Origin of the sequence: Fibrisoma limi BUZ 3 (assembly GCF_000296815.2) — a bacterium.
GTDB lineage: Bacteria > Bacteroidota > Bacteroidia > Cytophagales > Spirosomataceae > Fibrisoma > Fibrisoma limi.
Genome location: NZ_CAIT01000006.1, coordinates 1,748,580 through 1,772,653 on the forward strand (window position 1 = coordinate 1,748,580; position 24,074 = coordinate 1,772,653).

Sequence of the window (24,074 nt, forward strand, 5' to 3'; positions counted from 1 at the left end):
AAGACGGTCTTAAATTGACCTTATCATTAATAGATTTTATCAATGTCTTATTGATAAAGAAGATACGCCTGCTTTAATTATAGTTAGGATTCCTAATTATATTTGTGACGGATTTCTACTGTTTCTACCATGAGCGATCAAAGCATACTACCAGGGTACACGTATGGGCAGCAGCCCCTTACATCGCCGATCTCTATCGAAGAGTTGGCCGTGTTAAAACAAACCGTCTTGTTTACCCAGGAAGACGAGCGCCTGCTACGTCTGGCTGGTGACGTAGTAGCCGATCAGACGGAAGCTATTTTAGATGTCTGGTATGGCTTTGTAGGTAGCCACCCGCACCTGCTGCGCTACTTTGGCCAGCAAGGTCAGCCCGACGTCCACTACCTCGCAGCCGTTCGGAAGCGATTTGGGCAGTGGATTATAGATACCTGCATTCGCCCCTACGACCAGACCTGGCTGGCTTATCAGCAGGAGATCGCCCTTCGTCATCATTCGATCAAGAAAAATCAAACGGATGACGCTAGCGCCGAACCGATCATTCATCTGCGGTACATCCTGGCCTTCATCGTACCTCTGACACTGACTATGAAGGATTTTCTGGCGGCCAAAGGGCATGATGCCAATACCGTTGCTGGTATGCATACTGCCTGGTTCAAAGCTGTTACGCTCACAGCCGTGCTGTGGAGTCATCCCTACGTCTATCGCGAAGCATTTTAATAATCTCTAACTCCCTCAAAACATGCAAGTTTCTGTTTATGATACCTATGTTACCCGTACCGACGGGTCGGTCATGCACTTCGATATTCTGGTGCCATCCACGTCAACCAGTCAGGCAACGATCCATGAATACGGGCAAGCTTATCTATCAACGAAAGGCCAGGCTGGGCAGCCACTGACGGCCAAAGAATGCCGCTTCTGTCATATTGAACAGGCTACCCAGGAGATAGAGGCCAGTATTGCCAGTCAGGGCTTTCACATCATTGAAATGCAGGGCTGCTGACCATTCTCAAATCTCTTGGCACTACCCATTTTCCCTCAGTCAATACGTTTCCGTTTACCAATCAACTCATCCCATGTATCCATCATTAAAAACAACGCTGTTCGCCTTTGTGCTGACTACTTCAGCCGTTACAGCTCAGACCCACAAGCCAGCTACGGCGTATAATAACGCCGATTTCAAGGTTAAGGCGGCTAGCATTATCTACGACAATACGCTGGATATGCTTATTTTCGAAATGAAAGTGGAAGGTGCCGCCGGTCGTACGGTGCCCAAAGGAGTAGGCAGTATGAACGGTGCGCCGGTACTGGCCTACGTATTTCCGACGACGCTCAAGCCGACCGATGTGGGCTTCTCCAGTACCGAAGGGATCGTGGCAATGGGGCTGACGTCGCATCCCGATATGGACGACACCCCGCTTTGGGACGAAAACAACGACGGTATTTTCGACAACGACGGCGTAGTCTGGCACCCACACTGGGTTGTGCTGACCAAAGACAGTCGGGTGCCGGGCGGCTTGAGCGTTAAGGAGTTCAAAAAAGAGGATAAGGCTGTTACGCTGCCCAAAACTGCGCCGGGTGTGCCCATGTATTTTGATTCGCCGGGTTACAATGTGGTGACGCAAGGTAACGTCATTCGGATGGGGGTTCCGGCTTATCGGGTCAACAACCAGAAGGACTTCAAGTTTGATGCGGTAAGCTGTTATATGGAAATGAACATGGGGGGCGATCACGCCCATCACGAAATGTCGGCGACCAAACCTACGCTTGGCGTGTATGCGGTGTATACCGTACTGTCAGGCAAGTTGACCTTACCCTATACGGTTACGGCAAAAAAATAACTCACTCCATTATACTACCGCTTTGCTATGGATACGATCACCCTGATTCCCAACAACAGCTTGCTAACGTCCACCCCAGAAGAAGGTCGGCAACTGGCTATCAAAATGGCCCGGCTCATCATCAAAGCAACCCAACCCGATGAGCAGAAACGAAGTCAACTCCGGGACTTATACGCCAATGACGCGATGATGCTGATCGCCATTGGACAGACCGTCGCTACTGAGTTTGCGACTGTTGCAGCGGCAAATAACTACTGGCAATCGAGATGAACGACTTAACTGCGTACCGCACTTATCTGAATGACTTGGTGAGAAAGCGGAGCTATGTAAAAGTCCAGTATTTTACCGAGCTTCACGAGCTAATTACCCTAAATGCGCTCGTTGTAAGCCTGCCTACGGAGGGCAATGACCCGATGGTCGTTCTCTCAACGGGGGATCGGATTCCCTTACCTAAGCTGGTTAGTGCTGGAGGGAAATTTGCGCCAAATTACGAAGGCTACGCGCCTTACTGTGAAACCTGCGATTGCTAAATGGATGATTCTGTATTTGACTTAGGCCGACAAAACAGCTCGGTCGATGCCAAGATTGTGGCGGGGCTGGAACGACTGGGTGAAGTGTTCCGCACACTGCTCTGGCAACAGAGCCGCGAAACCGGCCTAAGTCCGATTCAGATTCAAATCCTTCTTTTTCTAGCCTTTCACGATCCGGCCAAATGCAAGATCGGGTATTTGGCCGCCGAGTTTAATCTAACCAAGCCGACCATCAGTGATGCCGTTAAGGTGCTGGCTCAGAAAGAACTGGTGGCACGGATCGACGATCTCACCGACAGCCGTAGCCACAGCTTACAGTTAACCCCAACGGGACAGCGGATTGTCGATCAGACGAGTGGTTTCGCCAACGTCCTGAGCCAGTTTGTAGGGCAGTTGAACGGTGAGCACAAGACATTGCTTTACGAAAGCTTGTTTGCGCTCATTTACGGACTGCACCAGCGCGGTCTGATTACGGTGCAACGAATGTGCAAGACCTGTGTGCATTACCAGTATGATGGACAGATTCATTACTGTGGCTTACTGAAAATACCGCTGGAAGCCGATCTGCTCCGACTGGACTGCCCGGAACATATTGCTTCTCAAAACAGCGCCTAGTCACCAAAAGGTCAAAGCGTCCGATCCTCAATCGTTGGGTGGCCTAAGAATTGAAAGGAAGTCACCCTGAATAGTGCTTCTTATTGCGCTATCAGATAAGCCCGGTAAATTTTCTCCCATACTCAACTACGTTATTGAAAAAGATGCGTTGATTGATTAGATGGCAATTTGAGACCATCAACCATATTGACCGAGTGACTAGCTAAGGGGCGGATTCTATCTCGTGTAAAGGGCATTTGAAAAGACGCTATCTTACCAGTTATTCTGTGCGTAATATTTGGCATAACTGAACAAACAGGCGGACGGCCGCTGCCGTCGAACCGGCAGATTTTCAATTTATGCCTGAAGTGATGAGATGTATGCTTTATGATAGCTAGGTATGCCAAAATAATCACTACTTTCTAAGCAATTGTAAGTCGGAATTCTGTGCCAGCCCCCTGCTCTGACCTAACCGTGATCTGACAGGCGATAGCGCGTGCTAAATCGCGGATGAGGTGCAGACCCAAACCGCTTTTGCCCCTAATGGCTGCGTCGTTGGTGTATAGCGCCTGTAGTTGACTTTCCGATAGACCAGGGCCATTGTCGCTGATGGTCAATACGACATGACCATTTTCGGGCCGGGCCTGCCACTGAATGTGGCCCGGTCCGCCGGTGCGCGGTCCGCCGATGCGGTCGGACTTGTTTTGCAGGGCATGGATCGCGTTGCTGGTGAGGTTTTGCATGATCGTGCGAAGGTAGTCCTCGTCGGTGGCGACCTGTAAGCCGTCGGGGGCGTCGAAGCTGATCCGCACATCGGTAGCACTCGCAAAGAACCGTTGCAGATACTCAAAGAGTGTTTTCACAGGAATCATCTTCATATCCGGCTTGAACTGCTGCATTTGCCCCTTGCTCCAAAGCAGCATCGACTCCATCGTGTCGAGCAAATCCTCGGCGGCTTCGGTGACGGTTTGCTGATGACGAGCCACCTGATCGGGGGGTAGCAGGTCGGGACTTTCGCGCTGGAGATGCAGAAAGTTAATCAGGTTAGCAATGGGGCTACGCAGATCGTGGCTCAGAATAGCAAAGAACCGAGCTTTCACCTGATTGGCTTCGTCGAGTTCCTGATTCAGGTGGAGTAGCGTGGTGTTGGTCTTCTTTCGGGTGCGGCTTTGCCAGAAGAGTAATCCCCCAATGACCAGCAGCAGCCCAACGCCCACCAGCAGGGCCAGTTGCTGACGTTTTTGCCCGGCAATGACCAGCCGATTGATTTCAAGCTGTTTGTCGCGGAGTTCAATTTCTCGCTTTCCCTCCAGAGCAGCGATTTTGTTTTTGCTTTCCTGCGAATACAGCGAATCCTGCACGGTCTGATACGCTCTGAAATTTTCGTAAGCGCCTTTATAATCGCCGGTTAGGGCCTGTAATTCAGCCAGGTTGCCCCGAAAATGAGCCTGATCGTCAATTTCGCCCTTGTCAGCGCTGAGTCGGATCGCTTCAATCAGGTAGCGTTCCGCCAATCGCAGTCGGTCGGTCCGGATGACAGGTTGAATTGTTGTATCATTCAACGTATCATAACGTACCAGATCGAAATAAGCCACACCGAGGTTGGCGAGGTTACTGACCGCCGTTTGGTGCCGGGGGTTCAGGCTGTCCCAGAGTTGTTTGGCTTTTAACCCATAGTTGATCTTCCGACGATAATCGCGTTGCATCGCCGTAGACACAATACTGTAGGTTTTGGCCAGTCCTTCTTTGTTAGCCACTTTCTGGTGCTCCGCTACAGCCCCTAAACCGTATTGGCGGGCTTTTGGCCAGTTTTCCATTTGGGTGTAGAGGGCCGCCATACTGGTCAACGAAGCGGCCAGTTCGCGCCGGGCGTTGATGTCGGGATTATGCTGTTTTTGCCGGAGGGTCAATGCGCGCAGACCAAATTGCAGGGCTTTCGGGTAGTTTTTCTGAAGCCGATAGATCTCCGAAATATTGTCCAGACCGAGCCCGATCAAATAGTTATCGCCGGTAGCCTCGGCGTATTTTAAGCCTTCAACATAGTAGCGCATAGCGGCCGGATAATTCGAGCGAATGTTTTGTTCCGCTACGCCGAGGTTGTTGGTGGTGCTAGCTAGATTCCAGGTATCGCCGAGGGTTTTGTAGATGCCAATCGCTTTCAGCAGATACGATCGGCTCGAATCGTAGTTGCCTTTATCACTGTAAGCCCGCCCTACGTAACTGTTGAACACCCCGATGCCCCGCTGCCACTTCATGCGGGTGGTGTGCTGAAGTCCTAACCGACTGTAGTGCAGTGCCTGGTCAATATTGGTGAAAAAATATTCTTCGGCAATAACCCGGTAGAGTCGCCCCTTTACGGTGTCATTAGCCGCTTTGGGCAGTTCGGCCACCAGAGAGTCGATGAGCGCGCGGCCTTGCTTCTGCGCCGATGCAGGCAGGGCGACAAGTAGAAAAGCTAATAAATGGAGGTAGCGCATGGGTTCGTCATCGCTTGCTAACTCGGGCTTATTCCATTCAGTGCCGCCCGGTAACTCCGCCCAACCGGTAACGTAAATTGCTGAGCGTGAATCTGCTGGGCGTCGATTCGATCAATATAATGCCGCTGTACAGCGTAACTCCGATGAATACGTAGAAACGACTGAAACGGTTTGTTCTGCAACAAATTCCCGATAGACGACAGCACCGTGTACCGTTGCGTTGCCGTAACGATACGCGTGTAATCTTTTAGGCCCTCCAGATACACAATGTCGTGCAGGTTCAATTTGATCTGCTGATGACCGTCCTTGATGAACACCGTATCCGCTCCTAAACTCAGATCGAATAATTGGGCTTTGCGGGTCAAGTCAAAAAATGCCTGAACGCGGGTCATGGTGTGGCTGAACCGCTCGGCCCGGATGGGCTTTACTACATAATCGAAGGCATCGACGGCAAAACTTTCGGCGGCATAATCGGGGTAGGCTGTAATAAACACGCAAACCGGCACCTGCATCAGACTGGCGCGCAGTTCCAGTCCGCTCAGGCCGGGCATATCGACATCAAGCAAGAGCACATCAACCGGCTGGCTTTGCAATACGGGCAAAGCCTCGGTAGCCGACGCAAATACCCCCACCATGTTGAGCAGTGGGTACTGCCGGGCGTGGGCCAGGACGGTCAGCCGATCAATTTCATTGTCATCAACGATAACGCAGGCGTGGGAGTTGTGGGACATTATGAAACAGTCATCAAGCCAAATATATAGGCTTTTTAAATTATAAATCAACCGCTTACTCAAAGTGATCAGCTGTTAGTCGATTCAAACGGTCGTTGGTCGAGGCCGTATTGCAGGGGCAAACCAATTGGAGCAGTTTCGGCCCATCAATACCGATTTTTATATGAGACCGTTCTTGTTTTTACTCTTACTGGCGGGTTTGGCGGGTTGCACCAGCCCGGCCGTCAACGATCCCAGCCCCGCGACGGCCAATCCAACGACACCCACCGACCCAACTCCGGGTGGCAGCGCTACGCTTGGCAATGGCCAGCCCGGTGTAGTTGGCATTGCGGGTATCAGCGCGTGGGACAATTTATCACCGACCGAAAAAGCCCGCATAAAAGGCTGGACTAGTTTGTTTGTCCATGCATCCGTCGGTGGCGACCTGGAGGATGGAAGCCAGAATAACGGGGTCAAGTTTGAGTTTTACGACGGGAACACGCTCTACGACGGTCCGAACGGTGCCGACTGGAACTCGATCAACAATGGCAACAACATCTCGAACGGGGAGCCGGACAAGAAAATGGCCGCTTTCAAACGGGAAGCCATCGAGCAGAAGGGCAAACTACAGATCGCCATCTTTAAATTTGGTTATGCCGACATCACCGACGCCAACGTAGAAACGGTCAAAACGGGGTACAAACAGATGATCGACGAATTGCGGGCGGCTGGTATCAAGCGTTTCGTCCACATCACCCCGCCCCTCATCTACATCGTGACGAAAGACGACGGCAACGCGGCCAAAATGAAAGTAGGCCAATGGATGAAAGATACCTTCAAAGCCCAGGATGTGGTGTTCGACCTACAGGAAATCGAATCCGACAACGGAGCCTGCAAACTCGGTAACGCCTGGACGATCTGCGACAAATACCGCTCGACGGTAGGTTGCCCCAGCAAAGGGCAAGGCGTGGATGCGCCCGAAGGTCAGGGCCACCTCTGCGAGACAGCCGCTACCCGCATCAGCAAAGCCTTTCTGTACGCCATTTATCAAACCGCAAAATGAGCAAAGGTTTTAAACTTCTGCTGTTGCTGCTGGGGCTGGCGGCCCTTAGCTGGGGTATGTACGAGTGTAAATACTACTACAGCTACTACGCCGACTTGAAAGACCGACCCTGGGCGTATAGCCGCGACGAAAACGCCAAACTGCTCGTGGGTACGTGGCAGGGCGAGTTCCACGACCCCGATGGCGTAACGAAAACCATCCGGCTTACCATTGCCGAACCCGTGACAGACGAAGAACGCGCCAGAAAAGCGGGTCGGCGAGCGCGGAAACGCAGCGGCTTAGGCTCCCAAACCGATAAAAAACGTTTCGACGGGTCCGCTACGGTGAGCAGTCACCGGGGCCGCGAAGCCTACAAACTCAACGGCCACGTCAGGACCGAAGACGGGCACCAGCTCGACGTGATTCATTTTCAGATCGACGATGAGCTACAGGCACTACGCAAAAACTTTACCGTTCATTCGGCCCTCGAAGGCGGACAATGGCAGGACGACCGGTTGACCCTCACGCTGGCCTTTACGTACACCACCGCCACGGGTTCAGCCTTTTCGAGCAGCGCTGACCCACGCTACGACAAAAAAATTACCGTTCGGCTTTCACGGGAAAATCATGAACACTTTGCCACAAACTAACCAATCACATCACCACACCCTGTCATTTTCTTCTATGGAACGTCGTCATTTTCTGTCCGCCACAGCCGCCATCGGTTTCTTTTCCGGCATCGGTTTACCAACGCTGCTGGCGCAGCCAACGTCAGGAGACCCGCTGAAACCGTTTTACCTGCCACCCGTCGAGCCGTTGCAACCCGGCCCGGCCGGATTGAACACCCGAACCCGCGTTCGGCAGACGCAGACCAACGGGCAATTCTCCTGCGTTGAGTTTGCCGTAGCGCCAAAAAAAATGGGACCTGCCCCGCACCTGCACAAAGAGCTTGACGAACTCATGTACGTAGTGGAAGGCACGATCAGTGTGATGGTGGGCGAGGAAGTGTATGTCGTGCAGGCAGGTGGCTGGCATCTGCGTCCGCGTGGCATTGTGCATACCTTCTGGAACGCCACCGACAAACCCGCCGTGGGCATCGACTGCTACTTTCAGCAACCCTTCGAGGACTATCTGGAAGCATCGATTCACACCATCCCCGAGACAGCCAGGACGCGCGGATTGCCCATGAATTCGCCAGAAGTACAGACCATGTACCAAGACCTTCGCCAGAAATTCGGCATGGTCAGCTTCCCGGAAAAACGCCAGCCGCTCATTGATAAATACGGCCTGAAAGCCTGATTTTTTACCTTTCTATTTTTGATCATGAAAAAACTATTCATCTACAGCCTGTTAGCAGCTGTGTTATTCGGCAACTCGGGAGCGGGTTGCAGCCGTAAAAACGAAGATGACCCGCAGCCGCAGGCCCGCAAACTTTTTGTGGGTGGCCTCTGGGAAGTAACCGAAACCTCGACACACATGCCGAACGACAGAATAACGCTTCAGCTAAAACCGGGCGCACTGGGCTTCAGATTTTATACCGACGGCAAACTGGAAAGCTGTTCCTACGGTACGTGCGTTCTGATAGGGCGCTGGTCTTTCAAAGAGGGGCAGGCCAATACAAATCAATTCATCATGTACTTAGATAGCCCCGATCCAAAAGAAATTTACGGCGATATGATGGAAGGGCCTGTCGCCATCATTAGCGACAATCACGTCGATTGGCTGATTAGACCCCTTCAGGGGCAGACCACCATCGGCGATACCGATGCTACGTCGATACGCTGGACCATGAAGCGAAACCCATAACACACGAAACATCATGAAAAAATACCTCGCCTACAGCCTGTTAGTGGCTGTGCTGTTCGGCAACTCCGGCGCGGGTTGCGGCAATAAAAACGAAGATGACCCGCAACCTACCCATATGCAAACCCTGATTGGGAGATGGGAAGCAATACGCGCTAATTATGAGATCACTGAGCACAATGGAACGGTTAAAAACACGGGACCAGAACTTAAGAGTAATGGTACGATCATCATTTGGGAGTTTTTCAGTGATGGGCGGCTTAAGGCCACTGGAAACACCAATCCGGGTAGAGCTATGGAAAGCCGTGAAGTACGCTGGGAACTGAATGTCACCCGGCTCGATGGGAAAACTATTGACATGGGTACGTTGAAAATTATCGGTGACGAAGAGCGGGAACTGGCCAAAGAGCTGGGGCAAACCGGAGATTTAACGTATAACATTGAAGCGGGTATCCCCACTGGCGGTAGCAATCTTGCCACTATGTTTCTCAGCGTGGATGTAACCAAAGTGGGGCCATACAAAAAAAATATCCTGACTTACACCTACCATAAACTGTAAGCCATGAAATCCCCCTCTCTCATACTCCTACTTGCACTGGCCTTTGCTTACGCAACAGCACACGCGCAGAACGTTGTAGGTACCTGGAAACGCACGGCCATGATTCTGACCGAAGCAAACGGCAAAACCGAAGATTCGCAGCCTGAACTCATTAAAACGATGCCCTGCACGGCCGGTATTACGTACAACTTTCTAGCTGATGGCACCATGCGCGTCGACGTGCCGGAGAGCTGTGGTCCGATGAAAAAGACCATCGAACGGATGAATAAGGCGGGCCGGTGGTCAGTATCGGGCCGAAAGCTGCGGATCGTGGTGCCGGACAAAAGCCTGCCTGATTCCGACTACGACCTTACCCTAAGCGGCAATACCATGACCTGGGATTTTGACTATGCCGCCAACCCGCAGATGCCGAATCCAACGAAAGCGAAGCGATTGGTCATTAAATACACCCGGTTATAGAGACCGTAAGGCAGCGGCCACCCGTCGACGGAATTATTCATTTTTCAGCACGAACCACCATGAAACGCTACTCCTTTTTCCTACTTTTTCTTATCCCGTTATTAGTTGTGGTTGGGCTGGCCTGCTCCAGACAGACAGCCAAAGACGACCCGACACCGGCACCCACCGACCCCATCAGCGATACGCAGTGGCATGGCGTGTTTGCCTATAAGAATACGGCGACGTTCCGGGTATTTACCATCAACTTCAAAGCAACCGGTGAATTCATCTGGCAGGACCTGAGCGGTTCGTACGATGGCACCTGGAACCTGAACGAAGCCGGCGATAACGTCACCATTACGTTCAGGGCCAACGGGATTCAAACCTCGTTTACGTTACTCGGCACCACCGAATTAGCCCGCCCGAAGAATCTCAATCACGACCACTGGGTCATTACGAAAAATTGAGTTGCCCTTCGTGCAGAACATCGGGGCGAAATTGCCCAAAACTTATTGGCTCGGCCGGTTGGAAAACTTTGCGTTCACGTTCGATGCAACCAGCGTGGGAAAAGTGACCTGGCATTGGCCCAGAAACGCCAATAAGATATACGGACACGCTGCGTATACCTTGAAGAGTCCAGTGGTTGCAGCCGACGAAATGCCAATTGATGGGTTCAGTCCCGCCCACCAAGGTCGTTTTTTTGGGGTGTTCATTAATGAAAAGACACTTCGGGTGAACGTCTGGTACTGGCAACCGGGCAAAGAGCAGACCACGCTCCGCATTCAAGACTACGAAGACTACAGCCTGAAATAAGTCTACCCGATATGGTCATGATGAAAACCCTGCGTCTATCCCTGTTAGGTGGGCTGCTCCTGCTTGCGTTCGGGCAGTGCCAAAAAGCCGCTAACGACCCCGCCCCCGACGATCCAACACCGGGCAATACGAACACGAACCCAACCGGTTCGGGCTTTGCCTGCACCGAACCCAACCCCGTGCCCCGAACGTGGTACGTGGACACCAACGGCAGCGACAGTAACGACGGTACACTGGAAAGACCGCTGAAAATGGTTCAGAAAGCGGTTGATTTGGCCAAACCGGGCGATGCCATCGAACTCCGCGCGGGTACGCACGAGAGCCGGGAGATCAAAATACGTACCTGTAACCTGACACTTCGCTCCTACCCCGGCGAATGGGCCGTTATCAAAGCCGTAACAAACGTGGAGGACGTAACGTCGGTGCTGTGGTACCGCGAACCGACCATCGTAGGTGGGCTGATCGAGAACCTGGAAATTGTGGGCGGCTACCTCTACGGCATCAAGCTTGAAAACAACTGGGAAGATGGCGAACCCGTCCGCCGTAGCGTCAGCGACCTGACCATTCGCAACTGCCGCATCCACGACACCGGCCGTGACTGCATCAAAATCGTGCCGGGCTGCGCGAACATCAAGGTACTGAACTGCGAAATTTATCGCTCGGGGGTTGGCCCGGCTAACGTCACGGCGCAGAATGCCGAAGGAATCGACAATGTCAACGGCTCCAACATGGTGGTGCGCAACTGCTACGTTCATGACATTGCCACGACCGGCCTCTACGCCAAAGGGGGAGCCAAAAACTGCCTTATCGAGAACAATCTGATTGTCAACTGTGGCGATATGGGCGTCACGGCGGGCAACACCGATACTGATGAAGAATGGTTCGATAAAGACAACAAAGACTATACCGAGAGCTTTGATATCATTATCCGTAATAACATCATTGTGGGGGCTGCCTGGGGTGGCGTGGGACTGTTTGCCGCCGTTCGTCCGCAGGTGGTTAACAATACGTTCATGAACGTAGCGAGTGACACGTATGGGGCGTTGTACATCAGCCGGGGCGAAACCTACGTGGGCAGCAATGGCGCGCTACGTACTCCCCCCTGCCGTGATGTGAAAGTGCTAAACAACATCTTCGTACAGGCGCAGGCCGGTGATCGACCCATGGTCCGCATTCGCTACAACGAAGACGATAAAGCCGAATCGCTGACGATTGGCAGTTTGTCAGTGCCATTGTAAGCTTTTGGCAGAAACAGGTGGCCTTTCATGACATCGCCTTCGCTGAAAAAGGTAACATCATTACGGCCTATGTGAAGAACGGTTGGCGAGGACATCAAAGCGGTTGAGGCTACGACCTGAGCGGTAGAGACTGCTGAATTGAACGAGAGCCCTATAACGGCGGCTGCGACGAAGATGGATTGTGTTTTCATGGCTGAATTGACTTGGCTGTTTTGTTGGGACAAAGTTGCAGCCTGCCCTCCCCGAAAAATTGTATGTTCTTGCGAACTTGAACCGACACCAATACCGAACTTCAGGGCTAAGGTCAACGCGGTAGCAGAAAGCTTTTTTTAAGACCTTAAAGTCAGAGCTGGTCTATCAGCAAGTTTTCATAGCCGAGCAGTAGGTAAGCAGGCCGTCTTTGAATATATAGAGATTTGGTACAACCGGCAGCGGAGACACTCGGCACTAGATTATCTTTCCCTTTTGATTATTACAGTTGTCAATTCCAACAAGTTGCTTAAAGATTTGTCAAGTATTTTGTTGCAAGTCCAAAACGAAGCTGCCGTTTAAAACTGGAAATAGATAAACGAGCCGCTGCCTTTCTGGGTCAGAATCACCAGAATCAGCAGCGCAGCCCAGGCCAGACTCAACACCCAGCCCGGAAGCCGCCGGGCCAACTGCACCAGCGAACTGTCGCGCAGCAGCCAATGGCACGTAATCAGCCCCACCGTTACGAGGCCCACCGTCAGAATAGCCGTGGTGGTGAGCATAACGGGCGCGTCCGGAATAGCTCCGAACATGCACAGCATGAGCAGCATGGCCCCGTCAAACGTAGGGGCGCGGAAGAATACCCACGTGATGTTGACTAGAAACAACGTCAGCAGAGCCAGTCCAAACCGCCGAACGGCCTGGTTCCCCGGCAACCCGACTACCGAAGCCCGGCTTACCAGTGGTTTGCTCTCCGCCCATTCACCGGCCTCCGCCCGACGAAGCCCGGCCTGCTCGATGAGCCGCTCTACGCAAAGGAACAGGCCATGCAGCCCACCCCAGACCACAAAGTTCCACGAGGCTCCGTGCCACAGGCCACCCAACAGCATGGTAATCATGAGGTTGATGTAGGTTCGGAAGGCCCCGTGCCGGTTGCCGCCCAGTGGAATGTAGAGGTAGTCGCGCAGCCAGGTGGAAAGGGTAATGTGCCAGCGTCGCCAGAAATCCCTGAACCCAATGGCTGCGTAGGGATACCGGAAGTTGTCGGGCAAGACAAAGCCCAGACAGAGCGATACCCCAATGGCGCAGGTGGAGTACCCCGCAAAGTCACAGAAAATCTGCCCCGAAAAAGCCAGCACCCCCGTCCAGGCATCGAGCGGCTGCACCGGGAACGGCAAGGAGAAAATCAAATCGGCGGTGTCGGCCAGCAGCCCGTCGGCGATAGTCACCTTCATGAACAACCCCAGCGAGAGCAGCAACAAACCCCAGCGGAGTTGGTCGGCGGTGGCCCGGTGGGGTGTTTTAAACTGCGGGATGAGGTCTTCGGGCCGCACAATGGGACCGGCTACTAGGTGCGGAAAGTAGGTGACGAACAAGGCAAAATTGAGCAGCGACGGCTCCGGGGCAAACTTGCGCCGATACACGTCGAGGGTGTAGGAGAGCGTCACGAAAGTGTAAAACGAAATGCCAACGGGCAGAATGATGTCGGGTTTGGCCGCCTGAAAGGCAATGCCGAGGCTATCGAGCAGGACCGTAAAATTCTCAAGCAGAAAGCCACCGTACTTAAAATAACTTAGCATACCGAGGTTTAGCACCAGGCTGACCGCCAGCAGAGCCTTTCGGCGGGCGGGCCGGTGCTCGTCGGCAATGAGCCGGGCCATGTAAAAATCCACCACCGTAGAGAGCCACAGCAACAGAATAAACGGCGGGTTCCAGAGGGCATAGAACAGGTAGCTGCCCAGCAGAAGGTTTATTTTTTTGACTTTCCACGGCAGGGGTGCGTTGTGCAACGCCAGCATCACCGCGAAGAATATGACAAAGGTAAACGAGTTGAAAACCATGGGCGATATTGGTTGGCAAGTTGGTGGGATGAGCAATTCAGTTACCGGGTGAGTGGCCGAACAACCGGAATCAGGTTCTGGGTGAACGTAATCGCGTCCTGTGGAGCCAGGTGTGACCATTCGGGGCAGGTGAACTGGCGCAGTTCGGGGTAGTCCTCGAAATAAATGCCCGTCGTTTGGGTGTGTGTCAGCAGCCGGTTCCAGTACTTCTCACGGGGAAACAGAGCTTTTTCAGCCTGCCGCATCACGCCGTCCGACGGCGTTCGGAGAAAGATAACACGACCACCCCGCGCCCGAATCTGATCCACGGAACGTTTGGTAGCGTTCAGAATAGCCAGCAGTTCGGCTCCCACAGCGGGTTTCATCGGAACGTACTTACCTACATCTACCCAAACCTGCTTCACCTCGTTTTGCAGTGTGGTGTCGGCCAGAAAGGCCAGAGTCATGCGCGACTGCCGGTCGGGGCTGACCACCTCAAATTCGCGGGGAAATACTGGCCCACCGAAAGCACCGGGCCGGTTCGGGATGGGGAGTTTCTTCAAAAACGCCCCCAGCGAAAGGTTCATTTCGTCTAGGAAAACCAACCTTGATTCCAGCATTTCACTGATCCAAAAACTGGCTTGTTCTGAAAGCGACCAGTGGGGGTAGTGGTGGACGCGCCGGAGTGCTTCTTTTTCAGGAAATGACCTGTCAGGGCTAAAAAACAGCATCTCGGTAACATCCACGATCAGGGTACCTCTGAAGTTGGGGTCATTGCCGAGGTCGGTCAGGACCGGGCGGGGCGAGGTGCCATTGAGCGACAACTGAATGGGCTTTTGGCCCACGATCTGCTCCCAGGTTTCCAGGTCTATATCGAACTTAGAGCGCGACGACCCAATCAGCACGGGCCGGGTTGGGGTACTCTGGTAAATCAGTTGGCGGGTGGCGGCCCAGCGGCTATCGTCGTCGTTGTAGCCCAAAACTACATTCTGGCTACGCCAGTAGAGTTCCCAGCTTACAACAAAAGCCAGGACTAAACCCGCACAAAGCAGGGCAGTTTGTTTAGTGAGGAGCATGATCGGAAAGGAGGTAAGGTCATTGACGCACCCGGCTGCGGGGACCGGGCGCGTCTAAACGTGTTAGCGCTTGATCATCTGGTTCATCAGAATGTCTAGACTGCCATCGGCGTTGGAGCGAATGCCATAGCGTTGGGGGTAATAGCCCGGCACAAATACACTCGGCTGCTTGATGGCCTTATCCAGATTGGGATTGGTTTTGAGGTAGGCCAGCGTAATCATCTGCTCCCAGAAGGTCACCTGACCGTCGTAGGAACCAAACACAAACGTTTCGGTGAAAGGCGTTCCTTTAAATTCAGGGCTGGTGAGGTCGGACCAGTGTGCGCCCATGCCCGGCACGCCCCCCGGACCTTTGGCAAAGTCGGAGTGGATGCTGCCGACTGGTGGGAGCTTATCGAACTTCGCGGCTGATGCGGTCGTGTAGGGTGGAATGGCCATCGTTTCGTTCATCGGCTGGATGTAGAAATGGAAGTCGAAGTGAGGCACGTTGTAAATACCCGACGGTTCGTGTCCCTGGGGGTTCCAGTTAATCATCACGTGTTTGAAGGGTGTTTTGGTCGTAGCCTCATCGGGAAGGGCCAGCATATAGGCTGTTTCGGGAAGGGTGCCGGGCAGGTTGTCGAGAGCACCTTTGCTGAGCGTAAAACCAATGGTTGTTGGGTTGTTTTGGGCATCCAGACTGACCCAAGTTCTAACGGTGCCATTGCCAATGGGCACCGAGGGGCCAAAGAAGCGGTCGGGCTGCGTAGCCGTGTCGGTCTTGCAACCCAAAAAGAGCGGAGCGGCCAGCAGGCCCAGGAGGAACTTTTTCATTGAAAGAAAATATGGTGGTTTATAAATAGATTATCGTCTGCAAATGAGCACTCGAAACACGCCAGCGCGTTGGCGCATTTTGGACTTACTCATTTTCGACATGTTGCCTGTTTTGGGCCATTCTTTGCTAAAAAGTGCCCGATTGATTGGGGCAGGCGTTTGGGGGGTGTGTAGTAGGGAGGCATAAACGGTAGAGAAAATGGGTACTGGTTTGTGCGTGTGTACTGGTACCAAAAGTAGGGGCGAGAGAGCCCCCGCTGTTAGCGCAAATCCAGCTTTCCTTTCCTCATTTCCAGCATGACCAAAAAAAGCCCCATTTTGGGGCCATTTGGAACACTTTATCAACCGATAAGCAAGCTAGCTTTCGTTGCTGGCCGGTGCCGGTGTGTATTTGGAGGGTAGCATACCGTAGTGCTTCTGAAACACGTTAGTGAAGTAAGGTAAGCTTTCGAAACCCACTGCGAAAGCTACATCCGAGACGGTTGTTGAGTGCGTCGTAAGCAGATAGGCCGCCTGCTCCAGGCGGTAGCGCCGGAGGTATTCTACCGCCGTCATGGCTGTTAAGGCCCGCAGTTTTCGCAGCAGCTGCGAAGGGCTCAGGCCCATAGCCTGGCTGAACTCCTCCACCCCAAACTGGCTATCGCTGTACCGGACTTCGAGTACCTGCCGGGCTTTTTGCAGAAAAATGTCCTCCCGCGACATGGCTGGCACCGCAGCATCGGCCTGAACCACCACGGGAGCCGAAACGGGTTGCTGGCCGAAGTAGTGCCGGAGTCGCTCCTGTTTATCGAGCAGGTTACGCACCCTGGCCCCTAGCTCCTGCGCCTGGAAGGGCTTGGTGAGGTAGTCGTCGGCTCCGAGTTCAAAACCCTCAATTCGGTCCTGAACGGTGGCCTTGGCCGTGAGCATCACCACCGGAATGTGGCTGGTGGCGTCCTGGGTTTTCAGGGCCTTGCAGAAGCCGAATCCATCCAGCCGGGGCATCATCAGGTCACAGATCACCAGGTCGGGCGTGAGGGCGGTGGCCCGCTCCAGCCCCTGCTGCCCGTCTTCGGCTTCTTCAATCTGGTAATCGGCCTCAAAAACGCTTCGCACGTACGTCCGAATGTCGGCGTTGTCGTCGATGATGAGCAGAATACGGTCGCTGTTCGGGGCAACGGTAGTGGCCTGGATGAGAGCGGGCTCGGCCTGGGCAAGTACGGAAGCAGGGTGATACGGTGCAGGCTGAGTTTGTTCAGCCGTAAGTAGCAGAGGTAACGCCACGGTAAACGTAGTCCCGACGCCCTCAATGCTGGTTACGCTGATGCTGCCGTTCAGCACCTTTACCAGTTCATGAACCAGTGCCAGCCCAATACCCGTTCCCTCGTACTGGCTAGTGCTTTTCCCTTCCGTTCGCTGGTAAAAGCGGTCGAATATCCGGGGCATGTCGGTGGACGGAATACCAATGCCCGTATCGGCAACGGTTAGTGTCAACTGCGCCGTTGTGTTAGAAAGCCTGTACCCCACCTCCATACACACCTCCTGCCCACCGGGGGTAAACTTGAAGGCATTCGACAATAGATTCGTTACGACCTTCTCCAGTTTGTCCCGCTCAAAACTAGCCCATACAACCTGCTGATCCTGCATAAACGTGAAGCGGATGCCACGGCTATCGGCCAGCGACTGGAAGGAACTGGCTACCGTACGGAAAAACTGTGCGATGTCGCCCGGCTCGGGGCTGGGTTTAAGCCCACCGGCTTCCAGTTTGCTCAGGTCGAGCAACTGGTTGATGAGGCTCATCAGCCGCTGGCCGTTTCGCTCCATCAGCACCAGGTCAGTCTCACCCAGGGGTTTACGCTTCCGGTTGGTAAGCGGACCCAGAATGAGGGTGAGTGGGGTCCGGAATTCGTGCGAGATATTGGTAAAAAACCGGGTCTTGAGCGCATCGAGTTCAGCCAGTCGGCCCGCTTCTTTTTGCTCAAACAAAACCTGTTGCTGCAACAGCAGTCGACCACTCTGAAAACGATACACCTGCCAGCCTGCAAACGTCAACACGAGTACATACACCAGATACGCCCACCAGGTGCGGTAGAAGGGAGGATGCACCCGGAGTTGCAGACTGACCGGCTGGCTCCAGTGCTCACCATCCGCTGAGCCGATCATCTGCAGGGTGTAGGAGCCGCTGGGCAACTGCGCGTAATTGGCAAATCGGTTTGTGCCGGCGTCGACCCAATCTCTATCGATATGTTGCAGCCGGTATCGATACCGGTTTTTAGCTGGATTGGTAAAATCCATTACCCCAAACTCAAAGGTTACCAGATTCTGGTCGTGCGCCAGATCGAGCTGTTCGGTGTATTCAATCCCCTGGCTCAGTATGTTGTCGGCTGCACCGACTTCCACCGGCTCATTATTCACCTTAAGTCCAATGATGCGTACCTGAGGAGCCGACCCCTGCGGCCGAATCACACTGGCCGCCCGAAATATAGTTAACCCCTGCACTCCACCAAATAGCAGCTCTCCCGACGGAGCGCGGGTGAACGATCCCGTATTGAACTCGTCGTCCTGTAGGCCGTCGGCTTTGGTAAAATTCCGAAATGTCTGGGTTGCCGGGTTAAACTGGGCCAGCCCCCGGTTTGTACTCAACCACAGGTTTCTGAACTCATCGGGCAGAATACCGTACACGACTTTGTTGGGAAGCCCCTGCTTCTCCGTAAAATGAACAAACTGCCCCGTCTGTTTGTCGAGCCGGTCCAGGCCCCCGCCCTTCGTGCCCACCCACAGATAGCGGGAGGGTTGAATCGGGTCATCAAGCAGGCTCAGGACAATGTCGTTGCTCAGACTCTGGCGATTGGCAGTGCTGTTTTTATAAATGGAAAATGTCGGCATGTTCAGGGGATGATCCGCCCGGATCATCCCCCGCGTTGTGCCTATCCAGAGCGTGCCGGTTCGGTCGAAGTACAACGAATGCGTTTCAATATCGGCTCCTTTCTGGGGCAGCAGCGACTCGTATGAGAACACATGAAAGGTTTCCGTTTCGGGATCGAAGCGGAGTAGTTTCCCATTGATGGCCCCAATCCAGAGCTTTCCGTTTTTGTCTTCGACGGTCTGGTTGCTGTAAAAGCCAAACGATGTAGTAGGTGGTAATGGATATTTTTTCAGCAGTTTCCAGTCCGACGAGAACCTGAATAACTGCATCTGGTGGGTCTGAAAGTGGGTGTTTGATACCCAGAAAAAGCCCTGCCGGTCCTGCATCAGGTAGCGCTGTCGTTTGTCGGCAGGTGGTAAGGCATCACTCAGAAACGGGACGAGCCGATTGGTTGACCGGTCGAGTTTTTCATACGCGTATTCGTGGCGGACATAGGTCTGGGCCTGCCGGTCGACGTACAGGTAGGAGGGACTGGTTGTGGGTACCCAAACCTGAAACTGCCTCACCCGTGGGTTGAACTTTCGAAGTCCATATCCGTTGGTTCCCAACCAGATAGTACCTGTCCTATCTATAAACAGGCGGGTGATCCGGCCAATGTTAGGTGGCAGGGTCGCGTATGCATTAAGAGGAGAAAGATTTACCTGGTTATACAGCTCATCGGGTGACAATAACCAGAGCAGGCCATCTTTGGCAACGGCTACAGTGGTCGCATTGACTGGTCGTATTATAACAGGCGTTGGACCAGACTGAGTAAACGAAATCGTTTTGCGGATGCCCCGACGACTGGCAATAATTGTATTACCCGTAAAGGCAAACCAGATGTCGCTCCTGGCGTTGCCACAGTTTGGCAGGAAATCAGCGGGCTCGTTTTCAAAGGGTATAAAGCGGACGGCCTTTGGGGTGGCGGTCCAGTTGAAATAGAACAGGCCCCGGGTGCAGACCACAAGTGCCTGGCCATCGGGGCTAAAACTGAGGTGACTGGAGGTGCCGAAGGTTTGCCCGCCCGTGTGTACCTGGGTAATCCGGAACTTACTGGTGAACGTTTTGGTGTCGGCTGATCCCATTGTCAGGTTCCTGGCAACGGTAATTTTAATTAGTTTACTCTCATTGGCAATCGCCCAGACATTCCCCTGAGGGTCTTCGTAGAGGGAATTGATCGCATAGTTGCCGGCACTGGTTGCCTTTTCACGCACGTCGAGGTGGTAGAACTCTTGGGTACGGGTGTTAAACAGGTTTACTCCTCCGTTCAGGGTGCCCACCCAGAGCCAGCCGCGCCGGTCGATCAGCAGAGCAGAGCAATTGTTATCGGAGATGCTGTGTTCATTGTAAGAATCGTGCGTAAAAACAATGAAGTTGTACCCATCGTACCGGTTCAATCCGTCTTTGGTGGCAATCCAGAGGAAGCCCTGTCGATCCTGCGCCAGGTCAAAGATCATGCCCTGCGACAGTCCGTCGGAAATGGTCAATTCCTGCCAGCCCTTGGGCTGAGCAAGCAGCGTGAACGGTATCAGTAGTAGGAACAGACAGCGCATTCGAGGAGGAAATTGCCACACAAAATACGTAAAATTAGCTGCATTCGATTTACGATTTCTACACCAATGCTATTGGTAGAGTATCACTTTAGATTCTAGTGATAAAAGCAGCACGATCAAGGAAATGCCCTACGCATGATATAGCGTAGGGCATTTCCTTTGATTAGAGACACTGAATATGAATTATGTCAGCACAGTGTGCTGGTAAAATGGCTTGTCGACACGTCTATGGACTACAGGCTAAAGTCAGCCATTAAACAGCCATAGCGGCTAAAATCCCTGCCTGATTGTTGATGTGTGTTGGTACGAGTCATCATCGTTCGCGAAGTCGGCAATTCGCTGCTGCCGGGGGCGTGCGTTCCGAGGTATTTCTGCCTGATCGCGTTCAGTCTTTTGAGATAATGTTGTATACACCTGGCGTTGCGGGGGATTGAAACTTGGTTGTATGGATTAATTTGGGGAAAAAGCCTGCTAAGGAGTAAACCAACCGCACGAATCGTTAAAACCGCCCTCTCAGGGCAATCATAAAGTTCTGGCCCGGTGCCACAAGGCCCGAACTGTAGGGCCGATACCGCTGGTCAGTTAGGTTTTCAATTCCGCCGTTGATGGATAAATAAGGAGTTACCAGATACTGAACTTTCAGATTGAGCGTGTACCAACTGGGCGAATAGGGCTTTCCATTTGCATCGATCGCGTACATATAATCTTTACCCTGTTCTTCCTGCGCCAGTTGGCTGTTTGTAACCGGACTGTTGTAAATGCCATAAACCTCTGCCCGAAACTTATTAGCCGTATAGTTGAGCCGAGTCAGGCCAAAGAAGGGAGCTGCGTGGCGGAGCGGGCTGGTGGTACCGTCATCAACAACTTCTTCGCCTTTCTGGTAAGTGAACTGCGAGGACAGACCAAAACCAGCCGGTAAGGTCAAATTAATGCCCGCCTGTAGGCCGTACACCCGGGCATTCGCAGCGTTTTGAATGGCCTGTACCTGGCTTAGTTCGCCATTATACACGATGCTGTCGCGGCCATTTAGGGTAAAATTTCGACGAACGAGCGCGTTGTCCAGTAAGGTGTAATACCCCGTCAGGTCCACTTTCAGCGTATTGCCAATCACTTTGGCAATGCCTACCTCGGCATTATAAGCATATTCGGCCTTCAAAGCCGGGTTGGGAACAATCACGGAACCGGGTGTTGACTCGAATACCTTACCGATATCATCGACGTTGGGTGACCGGAAACCCGTTGCCAGATTGGCGCTAAAGGCCCAGGATTCAGATGGACTATAGACCCCTCCCAAACTGCCCGTCAAGGCACCGTTATTCAAGCGGGCGTTAGTGAACGGGAAAGGGTAGAAAGTGGTTTCAAACTGCGAATTCAGGACAAACTGATTATAGCGGGCACCTGCCTGCACCGTTAGCTGATCGCTCGCTTTGAGTTGATAGGTTGAATAGACGGCATACGATGCCCAGTTCGATTTGGGGTAGCGTGATGGGCCGGGTTGAGCGACGTTCGTGCTGATATTCAATGTAGTCGCCGTTGAAACAACGTCGTTGTAGATGGCTTCCAGACCATAAAACACGCGCTGCCTGTCGGTCATTCGTTTGTCGAAGTCAACCGAAGCTGATAACGCCTGTACATTCTCTTCCGTCGTTCGCCGTTCGGGGGTTTTCAGATCGCGGTCGATGCGGCTCTCGGCGAAAAACTGATGGGCCAGTCGCACCGTCATCTGATCGTAAAGGCCTCCCGACATCGTATGGTTTATTGCGAACTTGTTCATCACCCACGTTTGAGGGCCATAGTTCCATTCGGCCGAACGCGGAAGTCCCCGCCGGTAGCGCAGCAATCGGTCATAACGGGCGTAATCGGAGGTGTTCGAGTAGTGAAATCCATAGTCGAAATTCCAGCGCTCGTTCGGCTTGAACCGAATTTTTTGCATCAGATTGATTTGTGAATACCCGCTGGGCCGCTGCACCCTCGAATCGGCGTTGGAAATGACGCGGTCTTCGTTGTTAATCCGTTCGACGTATTCCGGTCGCAGGTATTCACTCGGTCCGTGCGCACCCATCCTCAGATCGCCGAAGTAATTATGCGACACGCTACTGGTGAGTGCCCATTTCTGCCAGCCAACATTCACGTCGGCATGGCCGGTTAGTTCACTGTTGGCCGATGAATATCGCCCGGCTGCACCTCCCGAAATGAATGGCTTGGTTCCCGTGGCTAATTTGGGGGTGAGCGTGAAGAAACTCATCACTCCGGCAATGGCATCACTGCCGTACATAACCGATCCTGGACCGAACAGAACCTCCGTATTCGCGATGGCAAATGGATCTAACGAAAGTACATTCTGTACGTTACCACTCCGGAAAATAGCGGTGTTCATCCGTACGCCATCCACCACAAGCAACAGGCGATTGGTAGCAAAGCCCCGAATCATGGGACTGCCTCCGCCCTGCTGACTTTTCTGGATAAACACATCACCCGACATACCGAGCAGGTCTGCTGCCGTCTGCGGATTCTGAAACTGGACATCTTTGGCCGAAATCGTCGTGATTTTATTCGGAACGTCCCGACTCAACTGGTTCCAGCGATTCGCCGTCACTACAACCTGATCTAATGAAATCGTTGTCGGGCGAATGGATACGGAAAAACCACCCTGCAGCAATGCGTCATAACTCACCGTTTGTCGCCCGTAACCAATCCTTTGAATCTGAATGGCTTCAGCCCCTTTAAAAGCCGTGATATCGGCCTTTCCGCTGGCGTTCGTCACGACTGATGCCCTGGGGACTTCGCTCGAAATCTGCACGCCCTCGAGCGGCTGGTTATCTTCCCGGCTTTTAATCGTCAACACCTGCGCGTGTACGATTGAACAAACGGGTATAAAAAAGAGAAGGAATATACGTTTCTTCATGTAGTGTACTCCAAAAAGCAAATTAAATGTTGCCTTGGTGGCAAAGAACTTAAAAATTAAATACTATTTTGCATAATACACGAAATAAAAGTTTTTTCGCAGCCGGGTATTTAACCCAAATACAAGTTACCAACGAATTGGCGACTGCATAGCCAAAACGCAACAAATTGATTCATGAATGATATCAAAGATAGCTCCCGCCGACTTCGTTTTTACCGCAAAATTCATGGAGCCTTAGGGGGAGCGCTGTTTATCTTCTTCACGCTGATTGCTGGAACGGGCCTGTTATTAGGCTGGAAAAAACATTCCGGCGGATTGCTCTTAGCCAAATCGTACGCCGGTGCTTCGACCGATGCGAAACGGTGGTTGCCTATTGACTCGCTGCAACGAATTGCGTTTCGTACTCTGCACGATTCCGTATCCGCCAATTTATCAACCAACCTGGACCGGATCGACATACGTCCGCAAAAAGGAATGGTCAAATTTGTGTTTGAGGATCACTACTGGGGTGTTCAATTGGATTGCACGACGGGTCAGGTGCTGCATATCGAGCGTCGGCGATCCGATTTTATTGAGCATCTGCACGATGGTTCGTATTTCGATTCGCTGCTTCAAGTTGGCGATCAGCCCATTAAACTAACGTACACAACCATAATGGGTGTTTCACTACTCATCTTCGCCATCACGGGCTTTTACTTGTATTATGGGCCCAAACGAATCCGCAAACAGAAACAGGCCCGGTCGGCTAAAGCGGTCGTGTGATATGGTAATGTTTCCTGAAAATTGTTCTAA

Annotated in this window: 23 protein-coding genes and 1 pseudogene; 17 read left to right on the forward strand and 7 right to left on the reverse strand. The window is 52.8% G+C overall.

The window, feature by feature from the left end; genetic code table 11:
- The first annotated feature begins 129 nt into the window (after window positions 1–129).
- The 6 genes from BN8_RS15185 to BN8_RS15210 all read left to right on the forward strand — a co-directional run bounded on the left by BN8_RS15185 (window position 130) and on the right by BN8_RS15210 (window position 2,983).
- Window positions 130–717: a protoglobin domain-containing protein gene (locus tag BN8_RS15185; protein WP_009282791.1), complete on the forward strand. Its 588-nt coding sequence runs from the start codon at window positions 130–132 to the stop codon at window positions 715–717.
- Window positions 718–739: 22 nt separating this feature from the next.
- The gene (locus BN8_RS15190) at window positions 740–1,000 is read left to right on the forward strand and encodes a DUF2024 family protein (protein WP_009282792.1); all 261 of its coding nucleotides are present in this window, start codon (window positions 740–742) and stop codon (window positions 998–1,000) included.
- 73 nt (window positions 1,001–1,073) lie between these two features.
- Complete coding sequence (locus tag BN8_RS15195; protein WP_009282793.1) at window positions 1,074–1,838, forward strand: hypothetical protein; 765 nt, start codon at window positions 1,074–1,076, stop codon at window positions 1,836–1,838.
- Between the two features lie 27 nt (window positions 1,839–1,865).
- Complete coding sequence (locus BN8_RS15200; protein ID WP_009282794.1) at window positions 1,866–2,108, forward strand: hexameric tyrosine-coordinated heme protein; 243 nt, start codon at window positions 1,866–1,868, stop codon at window positions 2,106–2,108.
- Window positions 2,105–2,368 (forward strand): hypothetical protein, encoded by a 264-nt coding sequence (locus BN8_RS15205; RefSeq protein WP_040005837.1) that lies wholly within the window; start codon window positions 2,105–2,107, stop codon window positions 2,366–2,368. The genes BN8_RS15200 and BN8_RS15205 overlap by 4 nt, the downstream gene beginning before the upstream one ends.
- The gene (locus tag BN8_RS15210; protein WP_009282795.1) at window positions 2,369–2,983 is read left to right on the forward strand and encodes a MarR family winged helix-turn-helix transcriptional regulator; all 615 of its coding nucleotides are present in this window, start codon (window positions 2,369–2,371) and stop codon (window positions 2,981–2,983) included. It begins immediately after the preceding gene.
- A gap of 401 nt (window positions 2,984–3,384) precedes the next feature.
- On the opposite strand, the gene BN8_RS15215 is transcribed toward BN8_RS15210, so the two are convergent.
- Complete coding sequence (locus BN8_RS15215) at window positions 3,385–5,439, reverse strand: sensor histidine kinase (protein ID WP_009282796.1); 2,055 nt, start codon at window positions 5,437–5,439, stop codon at window positions 3,385–3,387.
- Between the two features lie 17 nt (window positions 5,440–5,456).
- Entirely contained in the window at window positions 5,457–6,170 is a 714-nt protein-coding gene (locus BN8_RS15220; RefSeq protein ID WP_009282797.1) for a LytR/AlgR family response regulator transcription factor, read from the reverse strand.
- Between the two features lie 163 nt (window positions 6,171–6,333).
- On the opposite strand from BN8_RS15220, the gene BN8_RS15225 reads away from it, so the two are divergent.
- From BN8_RS15225 to BN8_RS32890, 10 genes and pseudogenes are all read left to right on the forward strand, one after another.
- Window positions 6,334–7,212: an SGNH/GDSL hydrolase family protein gene (locus BN8_RS15225; protein ID WP_009282798.1), complete on the forward strand. Its 879-nt coding sequence runs from the start codon at window positions 6,334–6,336 to the stop codon at window positions 7,210–7,212.
- Entirely contained in the window at window positions 7,209–7,841 is a 633-nt protein-coding gene (locus BN8_RS15230; RefSeq protein ID WP_009282799.1) for a hypothetical protein, read from the forward strand. The genes BN8_RS15225 and BN8_RS15230 overlap by 4 nt, the downstream gene beginning before the upstream one ends.
- Window positions 7,842–7,875: 34 nt before the next feature.
- Window positions 7,876–8,490, forward strand: a complete 615-nt coding sequence (locus BN8_RS15235; RefSeq protein ID WP_040005838.1) for a cupin domain-containing protein — start codon at window positions 7,876–7,878, stop codon at window positions 8,488–8,490.
- 24 nt (window positions 8,491–8,514) lie between these two features.
- Complete coding sequence (locus tag BN8_RS31795; RefSeq protein ID WP_009282801.1) at window positions 8,515–8,997, forward strand: hypothetical protein; 483 nt, start codon at window positions 8,515–8,517, stop codon at window positions 8,995–8,997.
- A 13-nt stretch (window positions 8,998–9,010) separates the two neighbouring features.
- Window positions 9,011–9,553, forward strand: a complete 543-nt coding sequence (locus tag BN8_RS15245) for a hypothetical protein (protein ID WP_009282802.1) — start codon at window positions 9,011–9,013, stop codon at window positions 9,551–9,553.
- 3 nt (window positions 9,554–9,556) lie between these two features.
- Window positions 9,557–10,012 (forward strand): lipocalin-like domain-containing protein, encoded by a 456-nt coding sequence (locus BN8_RS15250; RefSeq protein ID WP_009282803.1) that lies wholly within the window; start codon window positions 9,557–9,559, stop codon window positions 10,010–10,012.
- Window positions 10,013–10,071: 59 nt separating this feature from the next.
- Complete coding sequence (locus tag BN8_RS15255) at window positions 10,072–10,458, forward strand: hypothetical protein (RefSeq protein WP_009282804.1); 387 nt, start codon at window positions 10,072–10,074, stop codon at window positions 10,456–10,458.
- 31 nt (window positions 10,459–10,489) lie between these two features.
- The gene (locus tag BN8_RS15260) at window positions 10,490–10,804 is read left to right on the forward strand and encodes a hypothetical protein (RefSeq protein WP_144051673.1); all 315 of its coding nucleotides are present in this window, start codon (window positions 10,490–10,492) and stop codon (window positions 10,802–10,804) included.
- A gap of 17 nt (window positions 10,805–10,821) precedes the next feature.
- The gene (locus BN8_RS15265; RefSeq protein ID WP_192579053.1) at window positions 10,822–12,042 is read left to right on the forward strand and encodes a right-handed parallel beta-helix repeat-containing protein; all 1,221 of its coding nucleotides are present in this window, start codon (window positions 10,822–10,824) and stop codon (window positions 12,040–12,042) included.
- A gap of 369 nt (window positions 12,043–12,411) precedes the next feature.
- Window positions 12,412–12,594 (forward strand): annotated as a pseudogene (locus BN8_RS32890) (hypothetical protein); the annotation flags it as partial.
- On the opposite strand, the gene BN8_RS15270 reads toward BN8_RS32890, so the two are convergent.
- The 5 genes from BN8_RS15270 to BN8_RS15290 form a co-directional block, all read right to left on the reverse strand.
- Window positions 12,591–14,072 carry an MBOAT family O-acyltransferase gene (locus BN8_RS15270; protein ID WP_040005839.1) on the reverse strand — a complete coding sequence of 494 codons (1,482 nt, stop codon included), beginning with the start codon at window positions 14,070–14,072 and terminating at the stop codon, window positions 12,591–12,593. The pseudogene BN8_RS32890 and the gene BN8_RS15270 overlap by 4 nt on opposite strands.
- Window positions 14,073–14,113: 41 nt before the next feature.
- On the reverse strand, window positions 14,114–15,127 hold the full coding sequence (locus BN8_RS15275; RefSeq protein WP_009282808.1) for a hypothetical protein: 1,014 nt from the start codon (window positions 15,125–15,127) through the stop codon (window positions 14,114–14,116).
- Between the two features lie 63 nt (window positions 15,128–15,190).
- On the reverse strand, window positions 15,191–15,940 hold the full coding sequence (locus tag BN8_RS15280; protein ID WP_009282809.1) for a DUF5602 domain-containing protein: 750 nt from the start codon (window positions 15,938–15,940) through the stop codon (window positions 15,191–15,193).
- A 357-nt stretch (window positions 15,941–16,297) separates the two neighbouring features.
- Window positions 16,298–20,377, reverse strand: a complete 4,080-nt coding sequence (locus tag BN8_RS15285; protein WP_009282810.1) for a hybrid sensor histidine kinase/response regulator transcription factor — start codon at window positions 20,375–20,377, stop codon at window positions 16,298–16,300.
- Between the two features lie 499 nt (window positions 20,378–20,876).
- A complete protein-coding gene (locus BN8_RS15290; protein ID WP_009282811.1) occupies window positions 20,877–23,282 on the reverse strand; it encodes a TonB-dependent receptor in 2,406 nt (801 codons plus the stop codon).
- 174 nt (window positions 23,283–23,456) lie between these two features.
- On the opposite strand from BN8_RS15290, the gene BN8_RS15295 reads away from it, so the two are divergent.
- On the forward strand, window positions 23,457–24,044 hold the full coding sequence (locus BN8_RS15295; protein ID WP_009282812.1) for a PepSY domain-containing protein: 588 nt from the start codon (window positions 23,457–23,459) through the stop codon (window positions 24,042–24,044).
- The last annotated feature ends 30 nt before the right edge of the window (window positions 24,045–24,074 follow it).